Annotated in this window: 11 protein-coding genes; 4 read left to right on the top strand and 7 right to left on the bottom strand. The window is 70.3% G+C overall.

What is annotated here, in order from left to right:
• Positions 1-79 precede the first annotated feature (79 nt).
• The gene (locus ACWEPL_RS18020) at positions 80-904 is read left to right on the top strand and encodes an ADP-ribosylglycohydrolase family protein (RefSeq protein WP_452436834.1); all 825 of its coding nucleotides are present in this window, start codon (positions 80-82) and stop codon (positions 902-904) included.
• 8 nt (positions 905-912) lie between these two features.
• Here ACWEPL_RS18020 and ACWEPL_RS18015 read toward each other — a convergent pair whose 3' ends face one another.
• From ACWEPL_RS18015 to ACWEPL_RS18005, 3 genes are all read right to left on the bottom strand, one after another.
• On the bottom strand, positions 913-1,923 hold the full coding sequence (locus ACWEPL_RS18015) for an STM4015 family protein (protein ID WP_452436833.1): 1,011 nt from the start codon (positions 1,921-1,923) through the stop codon (positions 913-915).
• Between the two features lie 137 nt (positions 1,924-2,060).
• Positions 2,061-3,161 (bottom strand): hypothetical protein, encoded by a 1,101-nt coding sequence (locus tag ACWEPL_RS18010; protein WP_452436832.1) that lies wholly within the window; start codon positions 3,159-3,161, stop codon positions 2,061-2,063.
• A 115-nt stretch (positions 3,162-3,276) separates the two neighbouring features.
• The gene (locus tag ACWEPL_RS18005) at positions 3,277-4,068 is read right to left on the bottom strand and encodes a phytanoyl-CoA dioxygenase family protein (RefSeq protein ID WP_350734982.1); all 792 of its coding nucleotides are present in this window, start codon (positions 4,066-4,068) and stop codon (positions 3,277-3,279) included.
• Positions 4,069-4,170: 102 nt separating this feature from the next.
• Here ACWEPL_RS18005 and ACWEPL_RS18000 point away from each other — a divergent pair, with 102 nt between their 5' ends.
• Entirely contained in the window at positions 4,171-5,073 is a 903-nt protein-coding gene (locus ACWEPL_RS18000; protein WP_452436831.1) for a helix-turn-helix domain-containing protein, read from the top strand.
• A 46-nt stretch (positions 5,074-5,119) separates the two neighbouring features.
• On the opposite strand, the gene ACWEPL_RS17995 is transcribed toward ACWEPL_RS18000, so the two are convergent.
• From ACWEPL_RS17995 to ACWEPL_RS17980, 4 genes are read right to left on the bottom strand one after another with little or no spacing between them, the layout of a single operon-like run.
• Entirely contained in the window at positions 5,120-5,803 is a 684-nt protein-coding gene (locus ACWEPL_RS17995) for an SDR family oxidoreductase (RefSeq protein ID WP_452436830.1), read from the bottom strand.
• Between the two features lie 13 nt (positions 5,804-5,816).
• Positions 5,817-6,548 (bottom strand): sulfotransferase-like domain-containing protein, encoded by a 732-nt coding sequence (locus tag ACWEPL_RS17990; RefSeq protein WP_452436829.1) that lies wholly within the window; start codon positions 6,546-6,548, stop codon positions 5,817-5,819.
• Positions 6,545-7,528 (bottom strand): aldo/keto reductase, encoded by a 984-nt coding sequence (locus tag ACWEPL_RS17985; protein WP_452436828.1) that lies wholly within the window; start codon positions 7,526-7,528, stop codon positions 6,545-6,547. The genes ACWEPL_RS17990 and ACWEPL_RS17985 overlap by 4 nt, the downstream gene beginning before the upstream one ends.
• A 33-nt stretch (positions 7,529-7,561) precedes the next feature.
• Entirely contained in the window at positions 7,562-8,707 is a 1,146-nt protein-coding gene (locus ACWEPL_RS17980) for an argininosuccinate synthase domain-containing protein (protein WP_452436827.1), read from the bottom strand.
• An 812-nt stretch (positions 8,708-9,519) separates the two neighbouring features.
• On the opposite strand from ACWEPL_RS17980, the gene ACWEPL_RS17975 reads away from it, so the two are divergent.
• Both ACWEPL_RS17975 and ACWEPL_RS17970 read left to right on the top strand, forming a co-directional pair.
• The gene (locus tag ACWEPL_RS17975) at positions 9,520-12,603 is read left to right on the top strand and encodes an amino acid adenylation domain-containing protein (protein ID WP_452436826.1); all 3,084 of its coding nucleotides are present in this window, start codon (positions 9,520-9,522) and stop codon (positions 12,601-12,603) included.
• Positions 12,604-12,607: 4 nt separating this feature from the next.
• Positions 12,608-12,784, top strand: a complete 177-nt coding sequence (locus ACWEPL_RS17970; RefSeq protein ID WP_350734967.1) for an MbtH family protein — start codon at positions 12,608-12,610, stop codon at positions 12,782-12,784.
• Positions 12,785-12,797: the final 13 nt, after the last annotated feature.

Here is a 12,797-nt window from a genome sequence, read left to right as displayed (position 1 = left end):
GACAGGCCGGCCACCGTCCGATGGCCCCCATCGGGTATGCCGGTCAGCAGGTACGCCACCCGGGAAGCCCCGGCGTGGAGTGGACCGCCTCCTTCCACCCGGCCCGTGGCAGTGGACGGATGACACCGAGATGGCGTGCTCCGTCTATCGCGTCCTGGCCGATCACGGCGCCATCGATCAGGACAAGCTCGCCGCGAGCTTCGCCCACCGTCATGACTTCGACCGCGGATACGGCCCGGCGACGAACCGGATGCTTCGGCTGGTCCGCGAAGGAGGCGACTGGCGGACGCTTTCCGCGGAGCTCTTCGACGGCAAGGGCTCGTGGGGCAACGGTGCCGCGATGCGTGTGGCGCCGCTCGGCGGCTGGTTCGCCGACGACCTGCCACAGGTGGTCCGGCAGGCCGTCCTGTCGGCACAGGTCACCCACACTCATCCGGAAGCGGTGGCCGGCGCCATCGCCGTTGCCGTGGCCACGGCCGTGACCGTCAACGAACCCGGCCTCCCCGCCGGGCGTTTCCTCGATCGGGTCAGAGAGCACGTGCCCGCGAGCATGGTCCACGACGGTATCGCCGAGGCGCGGCAACTCCTCACCATCAGCGACCCCGTACTCGCCGCCCGGATGCTCGGGAACGGGCGACAGGTCAGCGCTCACGACACGGTCCCGTTCACCCTCTGGGTGGCGGCTCGCGAACGCCATGACTTCGAAGCGGCCATGTGGACCACCGCGGCGGCCGGCGGGGACGTCGACACCACCTGCGCGATCGTCGGCGGCATCGTCGCGGTTGCCGAGAACGCTCACCTGCCGCAGGAGTGGAGAAGGCGATGTGAACCGCTCCCGGACTGGGCAGGCGCCCCCAGCCCATCTCCACGTGAGACGGCATGCCCGCGACCGCGCGGCCGATGATCACCATCTCATAGGCGGTTGCCCGCTGTGTACCGGTGCGGTGCGTCGCCGCCCTGCCCGTCGGAGACGTCGACGATGCCGGGCAGTTCACTGATCAGGCGGGTCTGCGCCGTCGGGGAGAGGAAATGATGGTGCAGGTCGAGTCTGTGCAGGTGTGTCAGCGGCTGACCGGTCAGTAGCGCCTCCGCGCCGGTGTCACTGAGCGTGCCCAGCGACAGGTCCAGCACCTCCAACCTGGCCACCACCGGCGCCGTCGCCACCGCCGCGGCTGTCTCATCCGCGAGTTCGGCGTTGCGCAGGCCCAGACACCGCAGCCGCGGCCACCGCGCGCCCGAGAGGATCGGCGCGAGATCGGCGATCGTCGGCCCGCCATGGAGCTCGTCGCCCAGCCACAGCTCAAGGTGCTCCAGGGCCGGAAGGTCCGACTCCGCGATCGCGACCACCGTTTCGCGGGACAGGGCGCCGGACTCGATCGCCAGATGTCGCAGTGACGCATGCGTGAGCGGACGGCGAAGGCCGGTGCTGTCGCCCATGCCGCCGCGCACCCGTAGCGTCTCAAGCCGCGGATATGCGGCGAGCAGCTCCTCCACGTGGGCGTCGTACCACTGGTCGAGGCCGGCCTGCTCGCCGACGAACATGGCCCTCAGCCCGGTCAACCGTTCGGCCGCCTCGCACAGGATCTGGATCGGCGCCTCGTCCTCCTCCAGCTCAGGCCCCCAGCGCCCGACCACCAGCGCCTCGACGGAGGCGGGCGGCACCGTGTCGAGGAAACCCTCGAAAACCGCCCGGAAGATCGGATGGGTGCGATCGCCCTCGAACTCGGCCAGCACTTCCCATTCTTCGCCTGAATCGTCATCCGCCTGGGGGCCGATGCTGATCCTCCAGGCCACGGCCTCGTCGGACTGCGGGCCGTCCGGTTCGTCGCCCCCGAAATCGACGACGGCGCGACCGGCGAAGGCGGTGGGAGACTCGGCGCCGTCCGGATGATTCCGGTAGTGCCCCGCGTAGGTCCAGCTCATTGGCGCTCCTGTCCCAGGACTGTCGGGCCGCCGCTCCGCCGGCGGCCGGCCGGGGAGACCCTATCGATCGCCCTCGCCGCCTGACTCGACGTTGATCGTCTCGTTGTCTCGCCGGCCTCTATCTACTGGGCGCCGTGTCAAGGAATGGCTGCACCAGGGCCGGCCAGCTGCTGGCGCGTCTGGACGAGCAGCTCTGGGACCGCACGGCGGGACAGGGAAAGCGCCTTGCGCGCGATGCGGCGGCCGTCGCGCGGCCGGCCGGCGGCGCTCAGCACGAGCGCGTGTGCCGTGAGCGCCGAGAGCAGCGCCGGGGTGTAGGCCAGGGCGTCCTGCCTGGCCGCTGACTGCGTCACCTGGACCATCCGCCCACTGCTGGAGATCGCTTCGTCAGGATCCGTCCGGCAAAGGATCTTCGCGTGGGTGCCGCTGACGCGTGCCAGGAGGTGGAGATACTCACCGCGGTACAGGTTGATCAGCCGCTCGCAGCACTCGACCGCCTCCTGCGCGTCCGCGAGTGCGTCCTGCTCTCGACCGGCGGCAAGCTCGCAGGTGGCGCGGATGTCCAGGACGCCGGCCAGGGCGGGCAGGTAGCGGTGGTCGTCGCGCGCGCTGATCGTACGTAACGCCGTCAGGGCCTCCTGGCTCGCCACCAGGGCCTCGTCGTGCCGCGCGGCGAGGCTGAGCAGGCTTGCGCGGGTGGCAAGGGTCATGGCCACGTCACGCTCGTGGTCGGGGCCCCCGCGCCACTGGCCGAGGCCCTCCCTGCGGATCCGCAGGGCCTCGGCGTTCACCTCAAGGGCCTCCTGGGGCCGTCCGGCCAGCTGGAGCATGCCCCGGTGTGCGTCAAGTGCCTCGGCGAAGCTGTCGAGACGCTCGCGGCGGCGGTCGGGGGCGCCGTCCAGCAGGCTGCGATGATGCCCGATCCGTTCGGCGCTCGCCTTCAGTGCCTGTGCGACCCGGCCCGCGCCGAGCAGGGCCCTGGCGTGCTGGTCCAGGGCGGTGGCCAGCTGAGGCAGGTAGCGTTCGGGGTCGGCCTGGGACGGGGCGCGCAGGGAGTCGGCCGTGGCGGCGAGCTTGCGTATCCGCCACCACTTCCAGATCGGCGGCAGGAGCCAGCCGAGACCGATGATCACGGTGAACGGCAGCACCGTCGCCCAGCCCGGCCACACGATGAAGGAGATCAGTGCGGTACCGGCCACCAGTCCCATGAGGACCATGACCGCGCAAGATCGCATCATGACGACCAGTGTGACGCCCGGCGACCAAAGCGCAATCCCGGGCTCAGGAGCAGCGGCCCTCCCGATTGTCGCGGAGGGCCGCTGCCTCTCCTGGCGGTCCGAAGGGACCGGTCGGCTAGGCCCAGGGGCGGGGGAAGGCGTCGCCGTCCAGCCGCTCACCCGCGGCGAGTCCGAGAGGATCGGTCACGACATGCCCGGCCCCGCTGTAGCGGGTCGCCTCGTCCATGTAGATGGTGACGTGCGCGAGCCGGGCCTGGTCGGTACGGTTGGGCAGCGCCATGTGGCCGGTGTAGCCGCTGTGGAAGGTGCAGTCGCCCGCGCGGAGCGGCACGGTGACGCGGGGGATCCAGCGCAGGGACGGGTCCGCCTCGAACAGGTCCTCCTCTTCGTGGAGGTCCTGCGGACGCAGGCCGTCGCGATCCTGGGTGCCGGGCAGGAAGGTCATGCAGCCCCGCTCCGGAGGAACGTCCACCAGCGCTATCCACGCCGACAGCGGAAGCCGGTCCCCCGTGTGCGGCCAGTACGGACGATCCTGGTGGAACTCCGTGGCGGCGTTGTTGTGCGGCTCCTTGACCAGCATCTGGTCGTGCCAGAGCCGCAGCGAGAACCCGGCGAGCTGTTCGGCGATCCGGCCGATCCGCGGGTCGAACGTGAGCTCCCGCAGCGTCTGGTCGCGTTGCCAGACGTTGACGAGCTGGCTGAAGGTGCCCTGCTTCTCCAGGCTCTCCGCGCGGTGCGCCTCCAGGAACGCCTCGGCGCCGGCCCGGAAGCGCTCGACCTGGCCGGGCTCGAGCACGCCCCGTACTCGGACGAAACCGTTTTCGCGGTAGGCCGCCACCAGCTCGTCCGGCACCCGGCCATCGGCGCCGACGTCGCTGACGAACTGCTCGGTCGTGGTCGTTGCCATCGCTGACCTCCAGGGTTTCTTGCTGTTGGGATACCGCAAGCCTCGTCGAGACGTGCCGCCACGGGCTAGGCCGATCCCGGCGATTAGTCGTACGATCCCGACATGCCTGCCATGCTGCACGAGCACGCGCTGTTCGCCGGAGGCCCGGTCCTGGCGGGTGTCCACCACCTGAACCCCGACATCGAGCCGCACGCGCACGACTTCCTCGAGATCGCCGTGATCGGAACCGGCCACGGCCGGCACATGACCAGCCGGGGCGGGCACCCGCTGCGGCGCGGGCAGGTCGTCGTGCTCCGCCCCGGCGCGTGGCACGGCTTCCGCGACTGCACCGACCTGACCGTCGCGAACTGCTGCCTGTCCGCCCAGGCGCTACGGGGCGAACTGGCGGCGCTGTACGACATCCCGATGCTGCGCCGGATGCTGTGGACCGACCCGGTGGCCTCCGGCACGCACGGCGTGGCGGTCACGACCGTCGATCCGGCCGCCGCCGAAGAGGCCATCGCGGAGATCGGCCTGCTCGAACGGGACCTCGCCGCCGAGCGGCGCCGGCCGGGCCGGGTGCTGGGCCGGCTGGTCACCGTGCTCGGTGTCCTGGCCGACGGCCGCGACCCCGAGTGGCAGCCACTCGAGTCCACCGTCCATCCCGCCGTCGCCGCCGTCATCGCCCGGCTCGAGGCAGCGCCCGCCGATCCGTGGCGGCTGGACGAGCTGGCCCGGTCGGTCAACCTGGATCCCGCCTATCTCGGACGGCTGTTCAGGCAGTACGTCGGGCTGACGCCGCTCGGCTTCCTGGCCCGGCTGCGGGCCGAGCGCGCCGCCACGTTGCTGGCACACTCGACCCTGCCGACCGCCCGGGTCGGCGCCACCGTCGGCTGGGACGACCCGACGTACTTCGCCCGCCGCTTCCGGGCGCTGGTCGGGCTGACACCCACCGAGTACCGGCGACGTAGCCGATCAGCCGCCCATGCTCAGCTCGGCGGCCCGGCCGAGCGGACGAGTTCCTGACCCCCGAGGAGGCCCGCCACCTGGACCGTAGCGTCACCCGGCCCGGTCAGGAAGGCCACCACGTCGGCGATCTCGGCGGGCGTGCCGGTTCGGCGGCGCCGCAGGCGTCCAGCATCGCCATCATGTGGTGGCCGGAGGAGGACTCCGCTTCGGACCTGGCCATCGCGGTGGAGATCACCCCGGGGCTGACCGTGTTGACGCGGGCGCCGCGCCGGTTCCACGCCAGGGCCGCGGCCTGGGCGCGGACCTGGTTGCCGCGTTTGGCGAGGATGTACGCGGCCGTCGCGTCCTCCCCCACCGTGGCGATCACGTCGAGCGAGAGCAGATCGCCGGTGGGCGCGGTGGCGAGGGCCCGCTCGTCCTCGTGGCTCAGGCTCGCGTAGTGGCCCGCCATGCTGGCCACGCAGACCAGCGAGGTCCCCCTCGTGGTCACCGTCTCGAACGCGTCGATGACGTGCGCGGTGCCGGCCAGGTCCACCTGCATGATCTTCTGTACCGTCGAGGTGGCCGCGGAGACGCCGGCGGTGTGGACGACCGCGGCGACGCGTCCCCCGGCGGCCGCCGCGGCGGCGAGCTCGGTCACCGATCGGGCGTCGGAGACGTCGGTGAGGTGCCCCTTGGCGTCGTACCCTTCGGCGCGCAGGGCGGCGACGGCCCGGTCCAGGGCGTCGGGGAAGGCGTCGGCCAGGATCAGCGTGCGGCCGCCACCCGCCAAACGGATCACCGGCACGCGCCGGACGACGCTATCGGCGGGGACAGAGGCGGTGGCGGGCGAGCGCGTCGTAGAACGGTTGGTGGTGCTCGGCGATGCGGCGCAGGTGCTCGTTGGTGTCGGGCGTCTCGCGCCGCCCGGGCGCCTTGGCCACCAGCCCGCTGCTCTCGGCCACCTCCGCGTGCCACCGGTCCGTACGCTGCCAGTTCGCCTGTCGACCGGGGTCCCAGCGCATCGCCTCGGGCATGAACTCGAGCCCGACCCGCTCGCAGTATGCCCGGACCGTCGCCTCCGGATCGGCCACGAGATCGTCGCCGTCGATCACCAGGGGGACCTCGCCGGTGGCCGACCGCACGGCGTCGAAGATGGCGTGCAGGTATTCGAACCCGTACTCGTCCTGGGTGGCCTCGGGGTTGATGGCGTAGTGCGAGGCTATCGCGCTCCGCGGCTCCCGGATCATGAACGTGTTGATGACGTCGCTGAACAGGCGCCCGTCTTCGAGCAGCGGCGCGTACGTGTAGTCGGAGGTGTCCTTGGCGAACACCCGGCGCCCCTTGGCGTTGACCTCGAGCATCGCGTCGAGCAACTCGATCGCCGACGTGACGCGCCTGCCCGTGAGCTCGAAGTGACCGTCCACCTGCAAATACGAGAACGGCTCGTGGACCACCTCGAGATCGCCGCGCTCGAGCATGATGCGCAGGAACGCGGTGGAGCGCGATCGGGGCACGGCCCACAGCAGGATGGGCTTCGGCGCGGCGCTCATTGCGACCACGCCGTGGGCCGGCGGTCCCAGCGGTGTTCGCGCAACTGCGCCATCAGCTCTTCGCTCAGTGGTTCGGCGTCGCTGGTGGCGATGTTGGTCCGTACGTGCGTGAGGTTGCGCATGCCGGGGATCACGGTGGCGACGTCGGGGTTCTGGAGGATGAAGCGCAGGGCGAGTTCGGGCATGGTCATGCCCTCGGGCACGATCCGCGCCAGCCGCTCGGCGCGCTCCACGCTCGCGACGAGGTTCTCGGGTACGAAGTAAGTGTTGCGCCAGTCGCCTTCGGGCCAGCGGGACTGGCGGGTGAGGGTGCCGGTGAGGGTGCCTTCGTCGAAGGGCACCCGTGCGATCACCGCGACGTCCAGCTCGCGGCATGCCGGGAACAGTTCGTCCTCGGGGGCCTGGTCGAAGATGTTGTAGATGACCTGCACCGCGTCGATCAGCCCGGTGTTCAGGGTCCGCAGGACGTTCCAGGGTTCCCATCGGTTGACGCTGATGCCGACGCCTTTGATCAGCCCGCGTTCCTTCATCTGGATGACGGCGTCCTGCCAGGCCGCGTCGTGCGCCCAGTCGTCCTCCCAGACATGGAACTGGAACAGGTCGACGGACGGCGTGCCCAGCCCTTCGAGGCTGCGGTGCAGGTATTCCCAGAGATGGTCCGGCGGGTACACCTCGGACAGTTTGGAGTCGCGGGTGGACGGCCAGGTGCGATCCTTCGGCGGCGGCTTGGTCGCGATGTGGAGGCGGCGGTCCGGGTGCCGCTTGACCAGCTGCCCGAGCTTCCTTTCGCTGTGTCCGCGGCCGTAGATCCACGCGGTGTCGAAGTAGTCGCACCCGAGCCGCACGGCTTCGTCCAGCGCGGTGTCGCCGGTCTCGTCGTCGGCGCCGGTCCATCCGCCCTCGCCACCGGCTATGCCCCACATCCCGTAACCCACGTCGCCGACCATCCAGCCCAACCGGCCGAATCGACGCTCACGCATCACTTCCTCCTTTCACGCCTGAACGGCGACTTCCTAGCTCCAGCGGTTGCCGCCCGAGCCGAACCGCGTCTGCTGCACCACGGGGCCGGCGGCCTTCATCCGCTCGACCTGGACGAGGCCCCGGTGGACGGACAGGGTCACGCTGCCGCCGACCTCGCCGACGAGCCGGTCGATCCCGTCTCGCGCGGCATGCGCGGCGGGCTCGAGCCAGCGCGCCTCATACATGGCGGCGCCCAGGACGGCGGCCAGCCGATCGTAGAGTTCGCGGCCCGCCGCATCGAGGCTGGCCTGCAGGATGCGGGTCCACGCGCGTTCGAGCAGCTCCAGGCCGGGCGCCTCGTAGATGCCCCGGCAGACCGTGCCGATGATGCGCCGCTCGACCACGTCGCGGAGCCAGATACCGTGCCGCGCGCCGATCTCGTTGGCCAGCGTCATCCACTCGACCGGGTCGGGGCCGCTGCCGTTGACGTCGGCGACCCGTCCGTCGAGGAAGGTGACCGTGACGGTCTCGGGCTCGGCCGGGCTCTGCCCGGGCCAGTTGCTCCACCGCGGCTGGAGCCGGGTGACCGGCGTCTCCAGGTCTTCCAGCTCGGCCGACTCGTGCGAGATGCCGGCGAGGTTGGCATCGGTGGACCGCTCGGCGCCGCTGCCCGGGTCGAGATGCAGCCCGTGCTCGGCGACGGCCGCGAGCATGGCCTCGCGATCGGGGAACCGTTCGAGCGCCTGCGGATTCGTCCACGGCTCGATGAGGGACAGCTCCGGTGCGACCTGGGCGCCGTAACGCGCGAAGCGGCGCTGGTCGTTGCCCCCGCCGACGCAGCCGTGCGTGAACGTCCGGCATCCGTCGGCCCGCATCCGCGGCGCGAGCTCGCTGACGAGCACGAAGCGCGCCGCACCGGTCGTGTTCCAGTAGCCGCCGTCGTGGCGGGCCCGGTACCGCAGCAGATCCGACGCCACGGCGGCGATCGATGATCGTAGATCCATGACGACTACTTCGTCCCCGGATCTTCGCAGCGAAGAGGCAAGCGCGTCCATCTCCGCGCGCTCCGATTGACCAATGTCGGCGATATAGTGCCTCGTCGGAGTGGACCGTTCGTGAAGCCAGACTCCGACGGCGAGGGCGGAAAGTCCGCCCGATTGGAATAATCCGACGCGTGCGTTGCCATTGGCCTGCCGCACAGCCTTCCCCTTACGCTGGTGGACGGGGGCGATGTCGGCACTCTATACGCCGACCGCCACCGACCCTACCCACGGACCGCGCGTATTCACACCCGGCACGTCAATGATCTAGAAATTGACCTGTCATACCGATGCGGCCAGCGGATATGTCCTCGAAGAATGTCCTTCGAGTTGCACAGCCCGTCGCGGAGAACGCTTCCGTGGATTGGCGGGCGCCGGCCCGGGTAAGGCCGGGTATGCCTCTCGGGCAATCTCTCATTTCCGCAGGCCATAACACCCTGCGCGGCGGGTTGCGCCGGCCGTGGCGGCGCCCCGGGGTTGCGAATCCTCGCCACGTGTTCCAGTATGAGCAGTAACCCATTAGCTGCCAAATACCGGTTACCCCCGTCCGGTGGAGGGAGGAACGCGTGTTCACTCAGCTTCACGATTCCCCAGCTCATCCCCCATGTTTCGGCACGTTCTCGCGCTGATCGCGGAGGAGCCGCCGCTTTTCCCGAGCCATCACCGGAAGGCGTGACGGCGCCGGTGCAGTACGGGCCGCGGACCGCCGCGCGCGTCGCCACGGCCGAGCCGGCCGGTTCCGACGCCTGATCAGCCGGCCGATGCCGGCGAGGCCGCTGACGCGGTAATGCGACGGCATATCAGCGCGCATTCGCCAGGATCTGGCAATTCGCGTGATACGTAGCCACCTGTTAACGGCCGCCGAAAAACCTCCGAGGGCCCGGCCCTGGCTACCTGAAACTCACAGACCTGAATAGTGACCGATCTGCCTGACCCGAGGATCTGTTGCCGGTCGCGACTATGGGAGCACGATGCCACGCCATCAGCAGACGCACCTGAGCGAACAAGCCCTGACCGCCATTCACTTATCCCTGGGACCGCGGAATGCGTTCCCCCGGCAAAGCACGGTCCTAGACCTGTTCCGCGTGCAAAGAGAGAACGCACCGAACCGTCCTGCCGTCCGCTACCGGGACACCACGATGAGCTATGCCGATCTCGATGCCGCGGCCGACGTCACGGCCAATCGACTGATCCGCAACGGCGTTCCGGCCCGGCAATTGATACCCGTGCTGGCCGCGGACGGGCCCGAATTCCCGATCTCGCTCTTCGGGGTGCTGAAAACAGGCTCGGCCTTCGTGCCGCTGGATCCGGCCTGGCCGATCGACCGGCTCAACGCGATCATGGCCGAGCTGTCGCCGCCCGCCATCGTGGCGTCGCCGTCGACTGCGGAGATCGTCGCCGAACTGAAGCCGTCCCTCCCGACGGTGATCGTCGACTGCGCGGAGCGGCCGTACGATCCGGCTGACCGCACACCCCCGCCGGCCGGCCGTGAACCTCGACCCGAAGACCTGATTTACGGGTTCTACACCTCCGGCTCCACCGGCACGCCCAAATGCGCGCTCAACCACCACCGCGGCCTGGTCAACAGGTTGACCACGATGTCGCGCCGGTTCGGTGACGGCGCCGATCACGTGACGCTGCAGAACAGCCGGTCCACGTTCGACTCCTCGATGTGGCAGGTGTTGTGGCCGCTGGTGTCCGGCGGGCAGGTCGTGCTGCCGCACCGCGACGGGATCCTCGACCTTGAGGAGACCGCGATGACCATCGGCCGCCACGGCGTCACGATGACCGACTTCGTGCCGTCCGTGCTCGCGGCGTTCGTGTCGCTGCTGGAGGCGCGCGAGGACCTGCGGGAGGCGACGTCGAGCCTGCGGCGCATGCTGATCGGCGGGGAGGCGGCCGGCCCCGGCGTGGTGCACCGGCTGCGCGCGCTGCTGCCCGAGCTCAAGGTCACCAACACGTTCGGGCCGACGGAGTGCTCGATCGGGTCGGTGTTCCACGAGGTCACGGACGCCGACGTGGACCGGATCCCTCTCGGTCGCGCCATCGACAACACCGCCGCGATCGTGCTCGACGACGACCTCAGGCCCGTCCCCGTGAACACGCCCGGCGAGCTGTACCTCGGCGGTGAGTGCATCGGCGCGGGCTACCTCGACGATCCCGAGCGCACCGCGCGGGTGTTCGTGGCCAACCCGTTCCCCCAGATCCCGGGCGAGAAGCTCTACCGGACAGGTGACCTGGCGCGGGTCGGCGAGGACGGGCTGCTGTACTTCATCGGCCGGCTCGACGAGCAGGTCAAGCTCGGCGGGGTGCGGGTGGAGCTCGGCGACGTCGCCTCGGCCCTGGCCGAGCATCCGCTCGTGGGCAGCGCGGTGGCGGTCGTGCTCGGTGAGGCGCCCCGATCCACTCTGGTCTGCTGCGTCACGCCACGCTCGCCGGACGACTCGCCGTCCGCGGAGGAGCTTCGCGGGTACGCGGCGGAGAAGCTGCCGGCCGAGCAGGTCCCTCATAAAGTCGTGGTGCTGGAAGCGCTTCCACTCAACCGCAACGGCAAAGCGGACCGCAAGGCACTGGCCGCGCTCATCGTGGCCGGGTCCGCGTGGCAGGCGGACCCGGAAGAGCACGTCGAGCCGCCGGCCAACCCGATGGAGGAGCTGGTCTGCTCGGCGTGGCGCGAAGTCCTCGAGCAAGAACAGGTCTCGGTGGTCGTCCCGTTCTCCGACTACGGGGGCACCTCGCTGATCGCCTACCGGCTCACGGCCGCGGTCAGCCGGCGGCTGGGCAGGCCGGTGCGCCCCAGGGATCTGCTCGTCGCCTCGACCGTGCGCGCGCAGGCGGCGCGGCTGACCAAGGGCATCGACGACGACAGCGCCGAACTGGCCTACATCAAGCACGACCTGGCGTGGCGCCCGCCGCAGACGCTGCTGCTCACCGGCGCGACCGGGTTCGTCGGGGCGCACATCTTCGCCGAGTTGCTGATGCACTCCAACGCCGAGCTGATCTGCCTGGTGCGGTGCTCCGACCCCCCTGACGGTGCCCGGCGGCTGACCGAGGTCCTCGATCAGTACGGGCTGACCTCCGCCTGGCAGCTACTGCCCATGGCGCTCAAGACCGGACGCGTCGAGGTCGTCCCCGGCGACCTGGGCAGCGAGCTGCTCGGCCTGCCGCAGCGGCGATTCGACGCGATCGCGTCGGCCGTGTCCGGGGTCGTCAACGCCGCGGGCGCGGTGAACTTCCTGTCCGGCTATCTGGACCACCGCCCGGCCAACGTGCTGGGCGTGCAGGAGCTCATCAAACTTGCCTCAGGCGGCGCCCGCGTGCACGCCCTGTCCACCCTGAGCATCTTCCCGCCCGCCGGGAGGGCCGCCCCGCGCATCACCGAGGACCAGATCCCGGAGACGGACCAGGTCGCCGCGGACGGCTACAACAGATCGAAGTACGTCGCGGAGAGCCTGCTCGCCGACGCGCACCGGCAGGGCGTCAGCTCGGTGGTGTACCGCCTCGGCGAGATCTGGCCGCACCAGGCGATAGGCGTGGCCAACCCGGATTCGCTGGCACACAACCTGTTGTACGCGTGCGCGCGCACCGGATGCGTGTTCCCGACCGAAGCAGAGACCGACGTGACGCCGGTGGACGTCGTCGGCCAGTTCGTGGCACGCGCCGCGACCGGCGACATCAAGGTGCCCGACGGCGCGATGCACGTGCTGTGGCCGGCGAGGCTGCGCTTCGCCGAGGCGTTCGGCGTGCTCGCCGACCGGTGCGGGCTCGACCGGGTCGGCTACGCGCAGTTTCACGATCGCCTGGAGGCCGTCGCCGAGCCCGACGAGAGGCTCGCCGGGCTGCGCCTGCTGCTGCCGCCTCCGGCCGGCGACTGTGACGCGGCGCCGGTCGAGTTCGACCAGCTGTTCACCGACAGCTCCCGGCACTTCGACGCCCGGCGGTTCAGCCGGCACGCGGTCTCGCTGGCGCGGCCGACGGCGGACGGGCTCAGGACGCTCGATCGCTACCTCAGCGAGCTGACCGACATTCCCGCCTTCGTACCTCAAGAAAGGTAAGCGAATGGAAGAGAAATTCGTCGTGGTGATCAACCACGAGGACCAGTACTCGATCTGGCCCGCCGGCCGGGAGATTCCGACCGGCTGGCGCGAGGCCGGAGCCGAGGGCGGCAAGAGCGATTGCCTGGCCCACATCGCGCAGGTGTGGACCGATCTGCGCCCGCTGAGCGTGCGACGGTGAAGGAGGAACCCGA

It is taken from the genome of Nonomuraea sp. NPDC004186 (assembly GCF_053603495.1).
The sequence above is the reverse complement of the archived record's forward strand: the minus strand, read 5'-3'. Positions and strand labels throughout refer to the sequence as shown.